The organism is Cypionkella sp. TWP1-2-1b2 (assembly GCF_049896245.1).
Taxonomy (GTDB): Bacteria; Pseudomonadota; Alphaproteobacteria; order Rhodobacterales; family Rhodobacteraceae; genus Cypionkella.
The window spans coordinates 1-17,909 of the sequence record NZ_JAFCTX010000021.1 but is presented as its reverse complement, the minus strand read 5'-3'; the positions used below and the strand labels follow the sequence as shown (position 1 = coordinate 17,909).

The following is a 17,909-nucleotide window of genomic DNA, read 5'->3' as shown; positions in this document are numbered from 1 at the left end:
AAATCCGATGCGCGTTTTGATCACCGCCGTTTGTCTGCTCGCCCAGTTTGTTCTTGTCGGGCCCGCCGTTGCTGATCCGGTGACGGTGATCGACCGTCGTGGTCCGCAGACATTCGCCGCCCCACCGCAGAAGATCGCGGTGCTGGATTGGTCGGTGACCGAGGCACTGCTGGATCTTGGCATCATCCCCGCAGATGTTGCCGAACCTGCCGCCTATGCCGATTGGATGGTTTCCCCCGCCCTGCCTGCGGCGGCCGTCGATCTGGGCCTGCGCGCCGAGCCGAATCTTGAAGCCCTTGCCGCTCTGCACCCGGATGTGATCATCACCGCCGATATTGATCCCGCACTGGTGCCGGTGCTGGAGCAGATCGCCCCGGTGGTCGTCTATCAGGCGTTTGATATCACGCAGGATAACCCGACGGCGGCGAAAGAGATTTTCCTCAGCCTTGGCACTCTCACTTGCACGCGGGGCTTGGCGGAGCAGAAGTTGGCGGCGCAAGAGTTGGAACTGCATGCCATCGCCAAGCGCTTGGCCGATCATTTTGGCGCGCCCTTGCCCAAGGTCACGGCGGTGCGGCTGAACGATGCGACCTCGGCCTCTGTCAACGGTGCCAATTTGATGCCGGGCTATGTGCTGCATCGGCTGGGGTTCAGCACCGAATTGCCGCAGCCGAAAAGTCGCTGGGGCATCACCTTGCTGAAGGCCGAAGACCTTGCGGCTGCCAAGACCGGGATTGTGCTGGCGATCGGCCCGGATATGGCTGGGGCGGCGCTGCGGCAGACGCCGATCTGGGCGTTTCTGCCGTTCGTGCAGGCGGGACGACTGGCGGATGTGCGCCCGGTGTGGAGTTATGGCGGTGCTTTGTCGATCACTCGGCTGGCGCGCGGTTTTGAGGCGGCCTTGCTGACGGTGCCTCCCGAGGCGGTTGCCAAGTGAATCCCACGGCGAAAATTACCCTTACTGTACTGGTGATATTGGCGCATTGCGCAAGCCATCTGGCATTGGGCGCTGACCTGCCCGTGGCGCGTATGGCGCAGCTTTTGACTAAGGCCGCGCCGCAAGATTTCGCCGATGCGCTGTTTGTGCAAGGCGCGTTACCTCGTTTGGCGATGGCGGCGCTGGTCGGCGCGGCGCTGGGGCTGGGGCTGGCGGGTTCTCTGATGCAACAGTTGACGCAGAACGCGCTGGTGTCGCCGATGACGATGGGGGTGTCTTCCGGCGCTTGGCTGGCCTTGATTTTTGGCAGCGATTGTGCTGCCGGGTGGGGGACATTCGGAATGGGTGGCGCTGGCGGGTGCTGGCGGTGACGGGTGCGCGCGGTCTGGTCGGGATGCAAGCGCTCTTGGCGGGGATGGCGGTGAACCTTTTGTTCGGCTCAATGGCAGCCACCGCGATGCTGCTGGCGAACCCCTATACCGAGCATTTGTTCCTGTGGGGCGCGGGCGATCTGACGCAGACCAGTTGGGGACCTGCGCTGTGGATATTGCCGCGTCTGTTGCCCGGCGTGGCGATTGCGGCGCTGTTGGTGCGGCCGCTGAGCCTTTTGCGCTTGGGTGCGCAGGCGGCGGGCGGGCGCGGCATGGTTTTGTGGCCGGTGGCTTTGGCGGCGGCGCTTGCGGCGCTGCATCTGGCGGCGGTTTCTGTCACAGCGGTGGGGATGATCGGTTTCATCGGATTGGTCGCCCCGAACATGGCGCGGCTGATCGGCGCGCGGCGGGCAGGGACTGAGTTGTGGGTCTCGGCGGCTTTGGGTGCTGCCTGCCTGATTGCGGCGGATGTGTTGGCCTTGGCATCGCAGGCCTTGGTGGCCAACATCGTGCCGACCGGAGCGACTGCGGCCTTGACCGGGGCAGTGGCGCTGATCTGGCTGCTGTGGCGCAAGCTGGGGGCGGAAGATCACGCAGTGCATCCTTTACCTGCGGGGGCGGCGCGGGTGGGGATGCGGCAGGCGGTTCTGCTGGGCGTTGGGTTTGCGGGGTTGGTTTTCGCGACGCTTTTCGTTGGGGTGACGCAGAGCGGCTGGGCGCTGTCGTTTGATCCGATGCTGCTGTCGCTGCGCTGGCCGCGGGTTTTGGCCTCGGCAGCGGCTGGGGCGAGCATGGCCTTGGCGGGCTGTATCCTGCAACGGCTGATCCGTAACCCGCTGGCGCGCCGGGATATTCTGGGTATGTCGGCGGGGGCGGTGGCGGCCTTGGTGGGGGTGGCTTTGCTGACGGGTGGTTCGATCCATGCAGCACGTCTGCCTGTGGCACTGGCGGCGTGTGGCGCGGCGTTGGCGTTGGTGTTGTGGTTTGGGCGCAGACATTCTCATGCCCCGGCAGCGTTGGCATTGATCGGCATTGCGCTGGGCGAGGGCCTTGATGCGCTGGTGCGGTTGTCGATGGCGGGTAGCACGGCAGAGACCTTTGCGATCTTGGGCTGGATGAGCGGATCGACCTACCGCATCGACGCCGCGCGGGCATTGGGTTTGATGGGTTGTGCAGTCGTGGGGCTGATCTTGGCCGCGCTGGCTTTGCGCCCGCTGACCCTGCTCGGCGCGGGCGACGGCATTGCGATGGGGCGGGGTTTGGCGCTGGTTCCGGCGCGGCGGGGGTTGATGCTGCTCGCGGCGGGCCTGACGGCAGCGGTGACGGCGTTTATGGGGCCGGTCAGTTTTGTCGGCCTCGTCGGCCCGCATCTGGCGGTGTTGCTGGGGGCGCGGCGGATGCAGGATCAGTTGATCGTGGCCCCGATTGCCGGCGCGCCGCTGATGGTGCTATCGGATTGGTTGGGTCGAATTGTGCTGTACCCCTCGCAACTGCCTGCCGGATCGGTGGCGGCTGTTCTGGGTGGCAGTTATTTCCTGCTGTTATTGGCGCGCAGAAGGGTGCTGGCCTAGGGTTACCTCAAATGCAAAAGGCCGGGAGTGATCCCGGCCTTTGCGTTCAATGCACACTAATCAACGCGCCAGCAATGCCTCGACAATACGGTCAGCCGCTGCTTCTGCCGCCAAATCGGTGGTGTTGACCACGATTTCGGCGGCTTCCGGGGCTTCATAGGGGCTGTCAATGCCGGTGAAGTTCTTCAACTGACCGGCGCGCGCCTTCTTGTACAGCCCCTTCACATCGCGGCTTTCGGCCACCGCCAAGGGGGTATCGACATAGACCTCGATGAACTCGCCGCCCGCCATCAGATCGCGCACCATCCGGCGTTCAGAGCGGAACGGCGAGATGAAGGCGGTCAGCACGATCAGACCCGCATCGGTCATCAGCTTGGCAACCTCACCCACCCGGCGGATGTTTTCCACCCGGTCGGCATCGGTAAAGCCCAGATCGCGGTTCAAACCGTGGCGGACGTTATCGCCATCGAGGAGGAAGGTGTGCTTGCCCAAAGCGTGCAGCTTTTTCTCGACCAGATTGGCGATGGTCGATTTACCGGACCCCGAAAGTCCGGTGAACCAGACCACGGCGGGCTTCTGGGTTTTCAGCGCGGCATGCGCGTCACGGTCTACATCCACCGCCTGCCAATGGATATTCTGGCTGCGGCGCAAAGCGAAATGGATCATCCCGGCGGCGACGGTGGCGTTGGTCATCCGGTCGATCAGGATGAAACCGCCAAGGTCAGGGTTGACAGCGTAAGCCTCAAACGGGATGGCGCGGTCGATCGACAGGTTGCAGACACCAATCGCGTTCAGCCCCAAAGTGCGCGAGGCGAGGTGTTCCAATGTGTTGATATTCACCTCGTATTTCGGCTCTGTCACCGTGGCGGTCACGGTTTGAGTGCCGATTTTCAGCAGATACGGACGCCCCGGCAGCATTTCATGTTCGTCCATCCACACCAAGGTGGCCTCAAACTGATCCGCCACTTCGCAAGGCTCGTCCGCCTTGACGATCACGTCACCACGTGAGCAATCGACTTCATCGGCGAAGGTCAGAGTCACCGATTGGCCGGCAATCGCCTGATCCAGATCGCCGTCATAGGTGACGATGGATTTCACCGTGGTGGTCTTGCCCGAAGGCAGCACGCGGATTGCATCGCCGGGTTTGATGATGCCCGCACCGATCTGGCCCGCAAAGCCGCGGAAATCAAGGTTCGGACGGTTGACCCATTGCACCGGCATGCGGAACGGCACATCCAGCATCCGCGCGTCGTTGACGGGCGCGGTTTCCAGATGTTCCATCAGCGTCTGGCCGGTGTACCATGGCATTTCCGTTGACCGGGTGATCATATTCTCACCCTTCAGGCCGGAAATCGGGATTGGCAGGAAATTGGTCATGCCGATCTGCTTGGCGAAATGGCTGTAATCCTTGACGATTTCGTAGAAGCGTTCTTGGGAGTAGCCGACCAGATCCATCTTGTTGACGGCCAGCACCACGTTCTTGATGCCCAGCAGCTTCACCAGGTAAGAATGGCGACGGGTCTGCGTCAGCACGCCTTGGCGGGCATCAATCAGGATCACGGCAAGATCGGCGGTGGAAGCCCCGGTCACCATGTTGCGGGTGTATTGCTCGTGCCCCGGCGTGTCAGCGACGATGAACTTGCGCTTGTCGGTGGCGAAGAAACGATAGGCCACGTCGATGGTGATGCCTTGCTCACGCTCTGCCGCCAGACCATCGACCAGCAGCGCAAAGTCGATGTCCTGGCCTTGGGTGCCAGAGGCTTTGCTGTCACGCTCCAGCGTCGCAAGCTGGTCTTCAAAGATCATCTTGCTGTCATACAGCAGCCGCCCGATCATGGTGGATTTGCCATCATCGACCGAGCCGCAAGTGATAAACCGCAGCATGGTTTTGTGCTGGTGCTTGATCAGATAAGCGTCAATGTCGTCGGCGATCAACTGGTCGGTGACGTAGATGGGGTCCACTTGGGTATTCATATTGGCGGTCATTTAGAAATACCCCTCTTGTTTCTTCTTCTCCATCGAGGCGGATTGATCATGGTCAATCGCACGGCCTTGGCGTTCTGACGTGGTGGTCAGCAGCATTTCCTGAATGACTTCGGGCAAGGTGCGGGCCTCAGATTCCACAGCGCCTGACAGCGGGTAGCAGCCCAAAGTGCGGAAGCGCACCGATTTCATTTCCGGCACTTCACCGGGGGCCATCGGCATCCGGTCATCATCAACCATGATCAACAGGCCGTTGCGTTCGACCACGGGGCGCATTTCACTGAAATACAGCGGCACGATCTCGATGCCTTCCAGATGGATGTATTGCCAGATATCCAATTCTGTCCAGTTTGAAATCGGGAACGTGCGGATGCTTTCGCCCTTGGATTTGCGGGTGTTATACAGCTTCCACAGTTCTGGCCGCTGGTTTTTCGGGTCCCAGCGGTGGTTGGCCGAGCGGAACGAGAACACCCGCTCTTTCGCGCGGGATTTTTCCTCATCCCGGCGCGCGCCACCAAAGGCCACATCGAAATTATACTTGGTCAGCGCCTGCTTCAACCCTTCGGTCTTCCACATATCGGTGTGCATCGGGCCATGATCAAACGGGTTGATGCCTTTTTCCAACGCCTCGGGGTTCTGGTAGACGATCAACTCCATCCCGGCCTCTTGGGCGGCGCGGGCGCGCATCTCATACATGGCGCGGAATTTCCATGTCGTATCCACATGCAACAACGGGAACGGCGGCGGTGCCGGATAGAAGGCTTTTTTCGCCAGATGCAACATGCAAGCCGAATCTTTGCCGACCGAATACAGCATCACCGGGTTTTCGGCATTGGCCACCACTTCGCGCATGATGTGGATGCTTTCGGCCTCAAGCCGCTGCAAATGCGTCAGCGTGCTGGCGGAAAGGCCGTTCGCGGCGCCAGTTACGGCGGAGGTGCTGGTGGTCATCATCGGCTTCCTTCAAGATGGGCTGCTGCTATCTGGCAATTTTCGCCCGCGCGTACCAGCGGGGGCAGTGCCAAACGGTCAAAATATCCAAGAATGTTGGCCCAGATAGCGCTTGGGCGTGCGCGTACAGGCGCAAAGCGGGGAAGCGGCGGTTGATTTGGTTCCAGCAAAGCGGCGAAAGCTGGAATTGCCTTCTTTTCTGCCGGGTGCCGCGCAGAAAGATCCGCAAACCTGTGCGGGGGGCTCGCTTGCCTATTCATCTGCCGTCACCAAAACGCATCGTCCTCGCCGGGCTGGTCTGAAACGCACGAAAAACCCTGGCCCAAAACGCCAAGCTTCGTCGCCGTGGTATCTATCGACGCGGCACGGGGCGTCAAGATATCTTTATTCGCGACAAAGCCAACCTCGCCTTTGGCTGGATTTTCGCGGGCCACCAGATTGGCGCGGCCACAGCGGCTTACGGTGCGGGGGCGATCCGGGATGATCTGATGACCTATATGCCCGCCTTGCAGGTCGCTGGAATGATGTGCCTGATTGCAGCATTGGCGGTGCTGTCGCTGCAAAAGCCGCGGGCAGTTGGCGTGGGCAAGGTGAAACCGCGGCGTCAACGCATATCGTGAGCGGGCGAACTCGAAGTCTCATAACGTATCCGGTTGAGCAGGGCGTTGTGGGCGTGACCGGGAAACGGCGCATCGAATTTGCGCAGCAGTTGCGTGTAGCTGTAGCCCAGCTCGGAGCCTTTGCACAAGCGCTGGCCGGAGGCGTGATTTTGCAGGATCAAACCGCCGCCCGCCTCGGCCAGCCGGTAGCCCTTTTTGCGCAGCCGATGCATCAGATCATCCCAATCTCGCGCATAGGCGAAGTCATCAGCGAGAAGCGCCCGCAAGGGAGCGACGAGCCGCTCATCCGCCCTTACAGGCGTCTTCGCTTTCTCGCGGCGGCTGAGATCACGGTTGATCGCATCGCGGATCACTTGGCCGATGCTTACATCTTCCGCCTTCGCCACGCTTGAAAGCGCAGCGAAGGTTGTTTCGGACAGTTTTAGAATGATTTCATGCATCTCCATCGCTTCAGCATCGCAGCCGATGGTTAAGCGCGGGTTAACCGATTGCCACACCTTGCGGACGAAGCCGGGGCGTTTAACGATCAGGCCGCCAGATATTTGGCGAAATGCGCCGAAGTCCGCTCTTGTGCCAACTTGGCCGAAGTCGCGTCATAAGACCCACGCGCATCGCAGTTAAAGCCGTGGTCGGCGTCATAGATGAAGATCGGCAATTCAGGCCGCGACGCTGCAAATTCCCGCACCTTGTCCACCGGGATATGGCCATCCTGCGCCCCGAAATGCAGAATTGTCGGGCAGTTTGGCTGCAAATCCGTCAGCCCCAACACGCCGCCACCGTAATAGCCGACCGCCGCCGAAAGCCCCGGCAAATCTGCCGCCGCCGACCACGCCAAAGTGCCACCCCAACAAAAGCCGACGACACCAACCTTGCCCGCCTCAGCCGCAAAAGCCACCGCTGCGGCAATATCCAGCAAGGCTGGCCCGCTGGAAACTTTGCCGATCATCGCATAAGCGCGCGGCATATCCTCGGGTTGGTAGCCAGATTGAAACCCCGGCTCGGCGCGGTCAAACAGCGCAGGCGCTACGGCCAGATAGCCCTCGGCTGCATAGCGATCCGCCACGCTGCGGATATGGGCGTTGACGCCGAAAATCTCTTGCACCACCACAATGCCCGCCTTTGGCACACCCGCAGGCCGTGCCACATAGGCATCACAGACAAAGCCATCGGTCGCCGTCAGCCGAATATCTTCACTCATAGGTTCAAGCCCTTCCGTACAGTCGTTTCGCCTCTCGGAACGACATAAGCTTTTGTAGTTTTTCATCCCACAAATGCAACTTCACGGACTGGAAACTTTCCCAAATCGTCAAACGCTGAGCCTCTGCCAGATCGGCATTGTCGCGCAACACCTCTGGCAGTCGGTAGAACGGAATGCGGCTATACAGGTGATGCACATGATGGATACCGATATTTGCGGTGAACCAGCGCAGCGGTTGCGGCAGCACGTAATGCGACGAGCCTTCCAGCGCGGCCTCATGCAGCTGCCAGTCTTCGGTTTTTGACCAATGGGTTTCCTCAAACTGGTGCTGGACATAGAACAGCCAGACCCCGATCGTCGCCGCAATCACCGAAGTCGGCAGATAGATCAGCAACAGCGGCATCCAACCGCCCAGCCAGATCATCAGCCCCACCCCGATGGCGATCACCGCGTTGGTGCCCATCGCGGAAGTCCAATAGCGCCAGCCTTTGTTCATTAGTCCGAACGGCAGGCGGTTTTGCAGGATGAACAGATAGCTTGGCCCCAACACGAACAGCACCACCGGATTGCGGTACAGCCGGTACAAAAACCGCCCCACCCTGCTGCGAGCGCGGTATTCTTCCACCGTCAAGGTCAGCACATCACCGATGCCGCGCTGATCAAGATTGCCGTGATGCGAGTGGTGGATCGAATGGGTACGCCGCCAGACATCATAGGGCGTCAGCGTCAGCACGCCCAGACAGCGCCCAACCCAATCTTGCGCGGTGCGGCTGGAGAAATACGAGGCATGGCCACAATCATGCTGGATCACGAAGATCCGCACCAGAAACACCCCGTTCAGCACCGCGATCACGAAGGCCAGCCAATAGCTGATCTCAAGCGACACCCAAGCCAAGCCCCAGAGCATCACGAACGGCACCAGCGTCGCCGCCAACTCAAACACCGAACGGAACGTCGAAGGCTCGCGATATTTCGCCAAAACCAGCACCCACTCTTTGGCAGAGCGGTGCGACACCGGGGCCTGTTCGGCCAGATCAGTCTCTGTCATCAAAAGCGCCCCAACGCTCGCCCGGTTCGCCACCGGAAGGCCGCAGCGCCTGAAAAGCGCCTTGTGTTGATTGGGTCCAGCGATGATGCCAGACCGTCGTTGCTGTTTCGTTAACGGTTGTCGCATCATGACGCCAGCGCGGTCTGCTGTGAAGCGTAAACTTGTCGCAAGGTTCCATTGTGTTGACACAATCGGCGGAATTCGGCGAGCTGCGGCGATTTTACTCAGCGGCAGTGGCTTTCGGCGCGTTTTTCAGCGCCGATTTGCGTTGCTTTTCGGTGGCAGATTTCAGCTGCCCACAGGCCGCCATGATATCCTCGCCGCGCGGGGTGCGGATCGGGGTGGAGAAACCCGCGTTGTGCAGAATATCGGCAAAGGCATGAATCCGGTTGCCGGATGATCGCTTATACGGCGCGCCCGGCCATTCGTTGAACGGGATCAGGTTGACCTTGGCCGGGATGCCGCGCAGCAACTCGATCAGGCGGTAGGCGTCTTCCTTGCTGTCGTTGACATGATCCAGCATGACATATTCAAAGGTGATGCGTTCCGAATTGGTCAGGTTCGGATAGTCGCGCAACGCATCAAGCAGCGTTGCGATATTCCATTTCTTGTTGATCGGCACCAGCACATCGCGCACCTCATCGGTGGTGGCGTGGAAACTGACCGCCAGCAGGCAGCCGATTTCATTGGCGGTGCGGGCAATTTCTGGCACCACGCCAGAGGTTGATAGCGTGATGCGGCGGCGGCCCAAGGCGATGCCTTCGCCGTCCATCACCACTTTCATGCCATCGCGGACGTTTTCGAAATTATACAAAGGCTCGCCCATGCCCATCAGCACGATATTGCTGACCAGCCGAGTCTCAACATTGCGATCCCCCGGATTGGGCCATTCGCCAAGGTCATCGCGTGCCAGCATCACTTGGCCTACGATTTCTGCCGCCGTCAGGTTGCGCACCAGCTTTTGCGTGCCAGTGTGGCAAAAGGTGCAGGTCAGCGTGCAGCCAACTTGCGAGGAGATGCACAACGTGCCTCGGTCGGTTTCGGGGATATAGACCACCTCAACCTCATGCCCGCCAGCGATGCGCACCAGATACTTGCGGGTGCCATCAGTCGAGACCTGCTTGGTGACGACCTCGGGCACCTCGACCACGAAATGTTCGGCCAGCAGCGCGCGATAGTCCTTCGCCAGATTGGTCATGCGGTCAAAATCGCGCACGCCCCAGAAGTAGATCCATTGCCAAACCTGCCCCAGCCGCATCTTCACGGCCTTTTCAGGCGTGCCCGCCGCAATCAGTGCCGCGCGCATCTGGTCGCGGGTCATGCCAACCAGATTGGGCTTGCCACCCTTAGGCGTTTTGCGCGGAATGGTCAGCACGTCTTGGGTGATCGGGGCGGCAGAAATCGGGGCGGGCGTCATGGCGAAGTCCTTGGGCTTTGAAGCGACCGATATAGGGGATTCGCGGGCAAAACGAAACCACGCAATGCATGCGCAGTTTCAGCCCAATAGCGGTCGCCGCAAAGAGCTTAGACTTTGACGGCTGCCAGTTGCGCGTCCAGCGCCAAAATCTGTTGCACCGCATGGGCGGCTTCCGCGCCCTTCTTGACGAAATGCGCGGTATAATAGGCGATCAACGTATCGACCGGCTGGAAGTTGTGCGGGGTGAGGGAAACCGAAAAGCACGGAACGCCAGTGTCCAGCCCGACATTCATCAGCCCGGTCACCACCGCGCCTGCCACGAAATCATGCCGGTAAATCCCGCCATCCACCACCAAAGCCGCCGCGACAATCGCATCATAGCGCCCGGTTTGCGCCAGTTTCTTCGCCACCAGCGGCATCTCAAAAGCGCCGGGCACCTCAAACGCGTCAATCTTCGCCCCCGGCAGCAGGGTCTGCGCCTCTGCGACAAAGCCTTTGTGGGCTTGGTCGACGATCTCGGCATGCCACCGGGCTTTGATAAAGGCGATGCGGGCGGGTTTCAGGGCTTGGGTCATTGCGGCAGATTCCATGCAAAAGAGGTGCCCCTGCATATCTTCGGCGCAAGTGCGGGGCAATGGATGCATATTCTGAAACATCGCAGGTAGACAGATGAAATGGCACGGTTTCCATGCCGTTTCCGACCTGTTTACGCTAACCCCGCCGCTTACCGATTGCTGTCGATCCAGCGCGACAACAGCATCCGATCGCGAAAACACTCATCAGGCACCGCGCGGCGCTTGATGCGGGCGATTTTCTCGGCAAAGGCGACCTGCTTTGAGGTCGGACGGCCATCGGACTCCATCGGCCGCATCTTGGCCTGCGCGTCGATCCAGGCGCTGAGACTGCGGCGATCCAGCTGCACCTCCCACGGTAGATTGACGCCATTGCGCTGCGCCAATGATCGCGCGTAAGACAACTGCCGTTCGGTCGCAGCGATGGCAAATGTGGTGTCTTCCATATCATCACCTCGGCTTGGTTCTGGACTTCAGATTCGGCTTGGTTGTGGACTTCAGATATAGAACATATAAAGAACAAAATCAACCGCACTCACGAAAATGCGAACAACAACCCCAAATGCAAACAACCGAGGCGCGCGGCCCCGGTTGCGAAAACGTGAATTGACCTGACGTTCGGTCGGATCAGGCGCTTATTTGCACTGCTTGGCAGCTTCGTCCATCGCCGCAGTAAAGCCGCGCAGGCTGAAACTGTCTTTGGTCTGGGTGCCCTTGGCCGAACGCGCCGTCAACACCGCCGTGGTGCCTTTTTTCAGCGCAGCCAGAATCGCAGCATCATCCTCAGAGGTTCCCGGCCAAGCCCATTCACCATCCGAGAACAGATCAAACGCGGTGCCATCGACATCCAGTTTCACTGTTGACCCCGGCGCAAACGGATAGCCGCCCGAGAACGAGGTCTCACCATTCACACCGGGGCGGAAGGTGACGAACAGCAAAATATCACCGCGCCGCACCGAGACAGGCTTGCCATCTTTGGTATTCACGGTTTCCTTCGGGCTGGACACGCCCCAACATTCGGTGGGGTTCTTGTCGGCGAAAACACTCCAATCCGTCATGGTGGCGACGCGATTGGTGGATTCTTGCGCCATCGCCACAGGGGTAAGTGCCGCAAACCCTGTCATGGAAATCATCGTCACGCCTAGCGCGCGCGTCATCCAGCTTGTCATTTTTTATTCAGCCTCCAAGCCGCTTTGCCTCTGCCCGCCCAACTCCGCTTCAGGTGCGGTTTTTCGGTAGCGCGGGGCACATTCACTCGATATGCCATGCATAACCGAAAAACACAGGTCCATGAAAGCCCTGCCGGGGCGATACGGGCAGAAAATCGCGCATATGTGACGGGGGGATGCCATGGCTGCAGCGGAAATGGTCGAGTTTTGGCGCGGCGGGTTGCTGGAAAGCACCCATCGCGGCCATGCGGTGATCTGCGATGAGAACGGCGAGGTGGTGCAGGCTTGGGGCGATCCGGGCCGGGTGATCTTTCCGCGCTCGTCCTGCAAGATGTTGCAAGCGCTGCCTTTGCTGGAATCAGGTGCTGCCGATGCGGCGGGCTTAAGTGATGCCCATATCGCTTTGTCCTGCGCCAGCCATCAGGGTGCGGCTTTGCATGTCAACATGGCCAGCCGCTGGCTTTCCGATCTGGGTCTGGGCGAGCCTGACCTGCGCTGTGGCGCGCATGAGCCCTATGACCGGGCCGAGCGCGACCGGCTGATTTTGGGCCACGAAGCCCCCTGCCAGTTGCACAACAACTGTTCGGGCAAACATTCAGGATTTCTCACCACCACCCGGCATTTGAAAGCCGGGCCGGAATATGTCGAACTTGACCACCCGGTGCAAAAGGCGATCAAGGCGGCGACCGAGGAGGTCACCGGGGAGGCCAGCGCAGGCTATGGCATCGACGGCTGTTCCGCCCCGAATTTCGCGATGTCCGTCGCGGGCTTGGCCAGAGGCATGGCGAAATTCGCCTCTGCTGATGAGACCGGACCTGCACGGGAGCGGGCGATGCATCGCTTGACGCGGTCTATGGCGGCGTATCCCGAGTTGGTCGCAGGTGAGGGCCGGGCTTGCACCGAATTGATGCGCGCGATGGGCGGGCGTGTGGCGATCAAGACCGGGGCGGAGGCGGTGTTCGTGGCGATCATCCCCGAGAAGAAGCTTGGCATTGCGCTGAAGATCGAGGACGGCAATTCCCGCGCCTCGGAAGCCGCTTTGGTGGCGATCTTGGCGCAGCTTGGCGTGTTGGATGCCGCGCATCCGATGGCGCAAAAGCGGCTGCCCGCGCCGCAGATCAACTGCCGGGGTCTGACGGTGGGTGAGTTGCGGCTGGCCTCGGGGTTTATGTAACCGCGTCTGACAGCTGTTTCGTGGGGCGGCTTTCCAAGCGCGGCAGCCTTCCCCGCTGGGAACCACTTGTGGTTTTGAGCGCATTTGAGGCGAATTTCCACAATATGTTGTGGTGAAGCGTCATGAAACCAGATTTTTTGCGTGGGCGGGCTCGAATTTTACCGTGCTGCTGCACATGGAAAAGACCCCTATCTTGCGACAGAGGCCTTTTGTTGCGACAGCGCCGGTGAAGCAAGCTGGGCGGGGGCAAAGACCTGCTCCACCGGTTTAGGTTCACTGTAGCCCGTTCTTTATGCCGCCCGAACGCGGCGGCAATACGCAAGCCGCGCGGCCATTTACGGGTATTGTGGTGGCAAAATCGGGGCGCGAGTTCCCAACGTTGCGAGGTTTTTTCGCGCTGGGGTTGAGCTAGCATTGATTTGCAGGGGGGTGATTTGCGGGGTTGATTTGAGACGGGCCTCGGGTAAGCTTTCGTCATGACGGTGCAAACGCCGACCCCTTTTCTTACGCCAGAGCCCCTGCCGGATCAGGTTACTTTTGATCGCCACGAGCTTGGCGCGATTTTGCGGCTTTATGGCCAGATGGTCGCGGCGGGCGAATGGCGCGACTACGGCTTGTCGTTTCTGCGCGAGGCGGCGGTGTTCTCGGTGTTCCGCCGCACCGCCGAATTCCCACTGTACCGGATCGAAAAGCGCCCGAAGCTACGGGCCAAGCAGGGCATGTATGCGGTGGTCGGCATGGACGGTTTTATCCTGCGCCGCGGCCATGATCTGGCGGGGGTTTTGCGGGTGTTAGAGCAGAAGCTGATCCGTCCGGTAGAGTGACCAGCGGTCTCGATTTTTCGCGCAAAAATCGTGGGATAAGGTTTGTTCAGGTCCCTTGGATGGCTAACCCCCGGGGCCAGCCCCGGACCCCGGGATATTTGAGCAGAGAGGATGACCTAGAGTCTGCGCCGATGGCTGACCGGAGCGCCCTCGGCTGTCAGCACGCGCGCGATGCAGGCGTTGATATCTTCATAAGCCACTGACATCGTGTGCCCATTGGCGTGGATCAATCGCGTGGAGTCGACCACCAACGCGACATGACCTTTCCAGAACAGCAGATCACCCCGCCGCAGCGCCTCGCCCTCTGGGATGTCATGGCCCAGATTTTGTTGCAGATCGGAATCCCCCGGTGCTGGGATGCCGCAAGCGAGCAGGGCGGTTTGCGCAAGGCCCGAGCAATCTATCCCCGCGCGGCTGTTGCCACCCCAGAGATACGGCACGCCAAGAAAGCCTTCGGCGACGCTGATCGGGTCTTTGTGGTATTGGCCCAGCGGCAGCAGATGCGGCGTCGGGATGAAGCCTTGGCTGGTTTCGGTGAACTTCGCGCCCTGCGTCAGCACCGCAACCTGCGCGCCCATGCTCAGCGCCGCGATTTCGGGCGCTTGCACACGGGGTTCGGGATAGAGATGCGTGCCGGGGGTGGCTATCCAATGCGTGGGCTTGGGGCCTTCGCCCAATGCTGCCTCAGCCAGCCAGCCGCAATAGCCATCTTTGGCCGCAAAGCCGTAAGCATAGCCGTCTTGATGGTCAATGACGGTAAAGGTTTCGCCCAGCAGCACCTGACGGTCCCGCGCCCCACCGGGGCTTCGCAGCAGATCGACCAAGGGCATGGCAATGCGGCGTTTCTCGCCTTCGGTGAAGCGGGGCGCGTCGATTTGACCCTTCATCGTGATATGGGCGACGCGGGCGGTGGCGGGGGTCAGGCGACGGTCCATCTTACAGCCCCAACATGGCGGGAAGTCCGGCGAGAATGGCTCGCGCGCCTTGGCCAACGCCGCCCTTTGGCCGCGCTGGCGCATCGGCAGGCGTGTGGCCGTAGATGTCAAAGTGCATATAGCGCGGGTGATCGGCAAAGCGCTTCAGGAACAGCGCCGCCGTCACCGATCCGGCAAAACCCCAGCCCGGTGCGTTATCCAGATCTGCGATGCCGGGTTCGATGATCGGCTCGTAGGGCGTGTGGAACGGCAACCGCCAGACCGGATCAAAGGTTTCTTGTGCGCCGTGTTCCAAGGCCTGCGCCATCGCCGCATCATCGGTGTAATAGGGCGCGAGATCCGGCCCCAGCGCCGTGCGCGCCGCCCCGGTCAGCGTCGCCATCGAGATCAGCACATCGGTCGGGGTTTCGGTCGCCAAAGCCAAGGCATCACCCAGCACCAGCCGGCCTTCAGCATCGGTATCATTCACCTCTACCGTCAGCCCCTTGCGCGAGGTGAGAATATCCTTCGGCTTCAACGCATTGCCCGCGATGACATTCTCTACCGCCGCCACGATCACCCGCAACCTGACGGCCAGGCCCAGTTGCATGATCATCTGCGCCAGTCCCATCACCGTGGCTGCCCCGCCCATATCCTTCTTCATCAGCGCCATGCCCGCGGTCTTGATGTTCAGCCCGCCGGTGTCAAAACACACGCCCTTGCCCACCAACGTCAGGCTGGGCCCCGCAGAGCCCCAATGCATTTCCAACAACCGAGGCTCTCGCGGCGAGGCCCGCCCGACAGCATGGATCATCGGGAAGTTCTGCTCCAGCAGCGCCGCGCCCTTCACCACCTTGGCCCGTGCGCCAAACCGACCGGCCAAAGCGACAAACGCTGCCTCCAACTCCTCCGGCCCCATATCCTGCGCCGGCGTGTTGATCAGATCGCGGGTCAGATACTCGCCCGCCGCCATCGCCAGCAGACGCGCGCCATCGCAACCCTCGGGCAGTACCAATTCAGCAGGTTCCGCAGCCTTCAGCTTGCGATAGCGATCAAAGCGATACTGCGCCAACAGCCAGCCCAAAGCCGCCTCATCGCGCGCCGCTTGCGTCAGATCGCCCACCAGATGCCACGCGCCTGCGGGCAAAGTCGCGGCCTTTGCCAAAGCAAACCGTTGCCGCGCGCGGGCCTTAGAATTGCCATACCCAATCACCGCCGCAGCCACGCCATCCGCTCCGGGGATCAACCGCAGATCGCTCAAAGATGCCTCAAACCCCGCATCCGTCAGCCACCCGCGCACCGCTGCATCCTGCCCTGCCAGAAACCCAGCCAGCGCCTCGGCCCCCACCACATAGAGCGGGCGCGACACAGCATCAGCATCAGCAAAAGCGGGACCCATCGGCGCATCCTTCCAAATCTGCGCAAACCCTACCGCTTCCATCCGCCGCCGCAAGCCCCCGACTTGGCCCCCGACTTGGCCCCAACCAAAGCCTTAAAACGGCGTCTGATCCAACTGCTCCAGCAGCGCCTTGTCCGAGGCCAAAGACCGCTCGGCAATCCGCAACAGCCGCGCCCAGACGGCGGCAAATGCCGTAGTATCCGCCCGCTCCAGGCAGGCGCGCAAATCCCCCGCCACCACGCCCAAAGACACCATCCCCAAATTCTCGGCCATGCGTTGCAACCGGCGCAGCTGCCGCAACAGATCGCCCATCTCATGCGCGCGCACTTGGGCCGCCAACCCGGCCATCGTCAGCGCCAGCTCGCCCAGTGCCCGCGTGACCACCTGTTCGCCGCCCGAAGTGCCCAAATTCCGATAAATCGTTGCAATCGGCTCGGCATCCTGCCGCACCCGTTCCTTTGGCCGCAAAGCCACCACTTTTTCCATAACACCCTCCGACACACCCATCGCCACTTTGCGCCACCGTGCTGAAGAAATCGTTGCTGCGGCGGAAAGAAATCCCTCGAATTTTCTGCGATTGCAGCATAATGACGGGCAAGAACCAAGCCGAGCCCGAGCCGAGAAGGATCACCATGAACCACATTCGCGCGCTGCCAAACTATCTGGTGCAACGGTTTCAGGGCTGGAAAGCCACGACATATCAAGACAATAAGGCGTGGTATCGCCGTTTGGCCGCCAGTGGCCAGCACCCGCGCGCCATGGTGATTTCCTGCTGCGACAGCCGGGTGCATGTGACCTCTATCTTCGGCGCGGACGAAGGCGAATTCTTCATCCACCGCAATATCGCGGGCCTTGTGCCGCCGCATAACCCCGATGGCGAGTATCACGGCACCTCGGCCACGGTGGAATATGCGGTGATGAGCCTTGGCGTCGCCCATATCGTTGTGCTGGGCCATTCCAACTGCGGCGGGGTCAAGGGTTGCCTTGATATGTGCTGCGGCCATGCCCCTGAATTGTTAGAGAAAACCAGCTTCGTCGGCCGCTGGATGGACATCCTGCGCCCCGGCTATCAACGGATTTCCGGCTTGGCGCCCGAGTTGCAACAACCCGCGCTAGAGCGTGAGGCGGTGCTGGTTTCGTTGGAAAACCTGATGACCTTCCCCTTCATCAAAGCCGCTGTTGAGGATGACCGTTTGACCCTGCATGGGTTGTGGACCGATACGGGCGAGGGTGGGTTGGAGCAATACGACCCCGCAAAGGGTGCGTTTGTGCCGGTTTGAGGCGGGGATGTGCAGAGGTCCCAGCTGGCATCGAATGGATGCGGGGCGATGATCAGAAACGATGGTTGCCCAACGCTTGGTCTGCAGATCAGCCGAAAATTCTTATGCAATAGGAACACCGTTGTCAAATTCGGCTGATACGAATCGCGAGTATGCATATTTCCGTGCGGTGGGTTCGTTTTATCCTACTGAGATGACAGGGATTCTTGGGTTAGAGCCCACAGAATGTTGGAAAGCCGGTGACAGTTTTCAGAGGCGCGGGCATATTTTGCGGCGGCCTTCTTCTTGCTGGAAGCTCGACAGTGGGTGCAATGACACCGAAGAATTGGATGCGCATGTGAATGCTTTATTGGCGCGGTTACGGGGCTCTGTTGCACAAATCGTGAGGGATTCCCTGCGTGACTGCAAGGTGTTAGTCGCAGGGTATGAGCAAACCTGCACCTCCGACCTACCGCACGACGAACTGGCGCTCTTACAACGC

The 17,909-nt window shown here is 60.6% G+C and carries 20 protein-coding genes; 8 read left to right on the top strand and 12 right to left on the bottom strand.

Annotated features, from left to right (window positions below; translation table 11 throughout):
- The first annotated feature begins 7 nt into the window (after nucleotides 1-7).
- From ACP7AP_RS14540 to ACP7AP_RS14530, 3 genes are read left to right on the top strand one after another with little or no spacing between them, the layout of a single operon-like run.
- Nucleotides 8-937: an ABC transporter substrate-binding protein gene (locus ACP7AP_RS14540; protein ID WP_426034982.1), complete on the top strand. Its 930-nt coding sequence runs from the start codon at nucleotides 8-10 to the stop codon at nucleotides 935-937.
- Nucleotides 934-1,308 (top strand): iron chelate uptake ABC transporter family permease subunit, encoded by a 375-nt coding sequence (locus ACP7AP_RS14535; protein ID WP_426034980.1) that lies wholly within the window; start codon nucleotides 934-936, stop codon nucleotides 1,306-1,308. The genes ACP7AP_RS14540 and ACP7AP_RS14535 overlap by 4 nt, the downstream gene beginning before the upstream one ends.
- Nucleotides 1,296-2,879, top strand: a complete 1,584-nt coding sequence (locus ACP7AP_RS14530; RefSeq protein ID WP_426034978.1) for an iron ABC transporter permease — start codon at nucleotides 1,296-1,298, stop codon at nucleotides 2,877-2,879. Before ACP7AP_RS14535 ends, ACP7AP_RS14530 begins: the two co-directional genes overlap by 13 nt.
- 60 nt (nucleotides 2,880-2,939) lie before the next feature.
- Here the strand turns inward: ACP7AP_RS14530 and cysN are convergent, their stop codons facing one another.
- Nucleotides 2,940-4,865: a sulfate adenylyltransferase subunit CysN gene (cysN, locus tag ACP7AP_RS14525; protein WP_426034976.1), complete on the bottom strand. Its 1,926-nt coding sequence runs from the start codon at nucleotides 4,863-4,865 to the stop codon at nucleotides 2,940-2,942.
- Nucleotides 4,866-5,813: a sulfate adenylyltransferase subunit CysD gene (cysD, locus tag ACP7AP_RS14520; protein WP_426034974.1), complete on the bottom strand. Its 948-nt coding sequence runs from the start codon at nucleotides 5,811-5,813 to the stop codon at nucleotides 4,866-4,868.
- 488 nt (nucleotides 5,814-6,301) lie between these two features.
- Here cysD and ACP7AP_RS14515 point away from each other — a divergent pair, with 488 nt between their 5' ends.
- The gene (locus tag ACP7AP_RS14515) at nucleotides 6,302-6,433 is read left to right on the top strand and encodes a hypothetical protein (protein WP_426034972.1); all 132 of its coding nucleotides are present in this window, start codon (nucleotides 6,302-6,304) and stop codon (nucleotides 6,431-6,433) included.
- Here the strand turns inward: ACP7AP_RS14515 and ACP7AP_RS14510 are convergent.
- The 7 genes from ACP7AP_RS14510 to ACP7AP_RS14480 all read right to left on the bottom strand — a co-directional run bounded on the left by ACP7AP_RS14510 (nucleotide 6,418) and on the right by ACP7AP_RS14480 (nucleotide 11,825).
- Entirely contained in the window at nucleotides 6,418-6,873 is a 456-nt protein-coding gene (locus ACP7AP_RS14510; RefSeq protein ID WP_426034970.1) for a hypothetical protein, read from the bottom strand. The genes ACP7AP_RS14515 and ACP7AP_RS14510 overlap by 16 nt on opposite strands.
- A gap of 86 nt (nucleotides 6,874-6,959) precedes the next feature.
- Entirely contained in the window at nucleotides 6,960-7,631 is a 672-nt protein-coding gene (locus ACP7AP_RS14505) for a dienelactone hydrolase family protein (RefSeq protein ID WP_426034968.1), read from the bottom strand.
- 4 nt (nucleotides 7,632-7,635) lie between these two features.
- Nucleotides 7,636-8,679, bottom strand: coding sequence for a fatty acid desaturase (locus ACP7AP_RS14500; RefSeq protein ID WP_426034966.1), 1,044 nt, complete (start codon nucleotides 8,677-8,679; stop codon nucleotides 7,636-7,638).
- A gap of 220 nt (nucleotides 8,680-8,899) precedes the next feature.
- A complete protein-coding gene (rlmN, locus tag ACP7AP_RS14495; protein WP_426034964.1) occupies nucleotides 8,900-10,096 on the bottom strand; it encodes a 23S rRNA (adenine(2503)-C(2))-methyltransferase RlmN in 1,197 nt (398 codons plus the stop codon).
- Between the two features lie 107 nt (nucleotides 10,097-10,203).
- Nucleotides 10,204-10,686: a 6,7-dimethyl-8-ribityllumazine synthase gene (locus ACP7AP_RS14490; protein ID WP_426034962.1), complete on the bottom strand. Its 483-nt coding sequence runs from the start codon at nucleotides 10,684-10,686 to the stop codon at nucleotides 10,204-10,206.
- Between the two features lie 134 nt (nucleotides 10,687-10,820).
- Nucleotides 10,821-11,114: a hypothetical protein gene (locus ACP7AP_RS14485; protein ID WP_426034960.1), complete on the bottom strand. Its 294-nt coding sequence runs from the start codon at nucleotides 11,112-11,114 to the stop codon at nucleotides 10,821-10,823.
- A gap of 189 nt (nucleotides 11,115-11,303) precedes the next feature.
- Entirely contained in the window at nucleotides 11,304-11,825 is a 522-nt protein-coding gene (locus tag ACP7AP_RS14480) for an invasion associated locus B family protein (protein ID WP_426034958.1), read from the bottom strand.
- Between the two features lie 193 nt (nucleotides 11,826-12,018).
- Here ACP7AP_RS14480 and ACP7AP_RS14475 point away from each other — a divergent pair, with 193 nt between their 5' ends.
- The gene (locus tag ACP7AP_RS14475) at nucleotides 12,019-13,011 is read left to right on the top strand and encodes an asparaginase (RefSeq protein WP_426034956.1); all 993 of its coding nucleotides are present in this window, start codon (nucleotides 12,019-12,021) and stop codon (nucleotides 13,009-13,011) included.
- Nucleotides 13,012-13,487: 476 nt separating this feature from the next.
- Nucleotides 13,488-13,835, top strand: a complete 348-nt coding sequence (locus ACP7AP_RS14470; protein WP_426034954.1) for a DUF2794 domain-containing protein — start codon at nucleotides 13,488-13,490, stop codon at nucleotides 13,833-13,835.
- A gap of 116 nt (nucleotides 13,836-13,951) precedes the next feature.
- Here ACP7AP_RS14470 and ACP7AP_RS14465 read toward each other — a convergent pair whose 3' ends face one another.
- The 3 genes from ACP7AP_RS14465 to ACP7AP_RS14455 form a co-directional block, all read right to left on the bottom strand.
- Entirely contained in the window at nucleotides 13,952-14,770 is an 819-nt protein-coding gene (locus tag ACP7AP_RS14465; RefSeq protein ID WP_426034952.1) for an NlpC/P60 family protein, read from the bottom strand.
- 1 nt (nucleotide 14,771) lies between these two features.
- Nucleotides 14,772-16,148: a leucyl aminopeptidase family protein gene (locus tag ACP7AP_RS14460; RefSeq protein ID WP_426034950.1), complete on the bottom strand. Its 1,377-nt coding sequence runs from the start codon at nucleotides 16,146-16,148 to the stop codon at nucleotides 14,772-14,774.
- Between the two features lie 93 nt (nucleotides 16,149-16,241).
- Nucleotides 16,242-16,634, bottom strand: a complete 393-nt coding sequence (locus ACP7AP_RS14455) for a hypothetical protein (RefSeq protein WP_426034948.1) — start codon at nucleotides 16,632-16,634, stop codon at nucleotides 16,242-16,244.
- 146 nt (nucleotides 16,635-16,780) lie between these two features.
- Here ACP7AP_RS14455 and ACP7AP_RS14450 point away from each other — a divergent pair, with 146 nt between their 5' ends.
- Nucleotides 16,781-17,428, top strand: a complete 648-nt coding sequence (locus tag ACP7AP_RS14450) for a carbonic anhydrase (RefSeq protein ID WP_426034946.1) — start codon at nucleotides 16,781-16,783, stop codon at nucleotides 17,426-17,428.
- Between the two features lie 61 nt (nucleotides 17,429-17,489).
- Nucleotides 17,490-17,909: DUF4279 domain-containing protein (locus ACP7AP_RS14445; protein ID WP_426034944.1), on the top strand; the 420-nt coding region annotated here is incomplete at its 3' end.

Bases quoted from the DNA above. Each gene is read 5' to 3' on its own strand.
- ACP7AP_RS14540 (WP_426034982.1), top strand. From the start codon at position 8: ATGCGCGTTTTGATCACCGCCGTTTGTCTGCTCGCCCAGTTTGTTCTT.
- cysN (WP_426034976.1), bottom strand. From the start codon at position 4,865: ATGACCGCCAATATGAATACCCAAGTGGACCCCATCTACGTCACCGAC.
- cysD (WP_426034974.1), bottom strand. From the start codon at position 5,813: ATGACCACCAGCACCTCCGCCGTAACTGGCGCCGCGAACGGCCTTTCC.
- ACP7AP_RS14515 (WP_426034972.1), top strand. From the start codon at position 6,302: ATGACCTATATGCCCGCCTTGCAGGTCGCTGGAATGATGTGCCTGATT.
- ACP7AP_RS14510 (WP_426034970.1), bottom strand. From the start codon at position 6,873: ATGCATGAAATCATTCTAAAACTGTCCGAAACAACCTTCGCTGCGCTT.
- ACP7AP_RS14505 (WP_426034968.1), bottom strand. From the start codon at position 7,631: ATGAGTGAAGATATTCGGCTGACGGCGACCGATGGCTTTGTCTGTGAT.
- ACP7AP_RS14500 (WP_426034966.1), bottom strand. From the start codon at position 8,679: ATGACAGAGACTGATCTGGCCGAACAGGCCCCGGTGTCGCACCGCTCT.
- rlmN (WP_426034964.1), bottom strand. From the start codon at position 10,096: ATGACGCCCGCCCCGATTTCTGCCGCCCCGATCACCCAAGACGTGCTG.
- ACP7AP_RS14490 (WP_426034962.1), bottom strand. From the start codon at position 10,686: ATGGAATCTGCCGCAATGACCCAAGCCCTGAAACCCGCCCGCATCGCC.
- ACP7AP_RS14485 (WP_426034960.1), bottom strand. From the start codon at position 11,114: ATGGAAGACACCACATTTGCCATCGCTGCGACCGAACGGCAGTTGTCT.
- ACP7AP_RS14480 (WP_426034958.1), bottom strand. From the start codon at position 11,825: ATGACGCGCGCGCTAGGCGTGACGATGATTTCCATGACAGGGTTTGCG.
- ACP7AP_RS14475 (WP_426034956.1), top strand. From the start codon at position 12,019: ATGGCTGCAGCGGAAATGGTCGAGTTTTGGCGCGGCGGGTTGCTGGAA.
- ACP7AP_RS14470 (WP_426034954.1), top strand. From the start codon at position 13,488: ATGACGGTGCAAACGCCGACCCCTTTTCTTACGCCAGAGCCCCTGCCG.
- ACP7AP_RS14465 (WP_426034952.1), bottom strand. From the start codon at position 14,770: ATGGACCGTCGCCTGACCCCCGCCACCGCCCGCGTCGCCCATATCACG.
- ACP7AP_RS14460 (WP_426034950.1), bottom strand. From the start codon at position 16,148: ATGGGTCCCGCTTTTGCTGATGCTGATGCTGTGTCGCGCCCGCTCTAT.
- ACP7AP_RS14455 (WP_426034948.1), bottom strand. From the start codon at position 16,634: ATGGAAAAAGTGGTGGCTTTGCGGCCAAAGGAACGGGTGCGGCAGGAT.
- ACP7AP_RS14450 (WP_426034946.1), top strand. From the start codon at position 16,781: ATGAACCACATTCGCGCGCTGCCAAACTATCTGGTGCAACGGTTTCAG.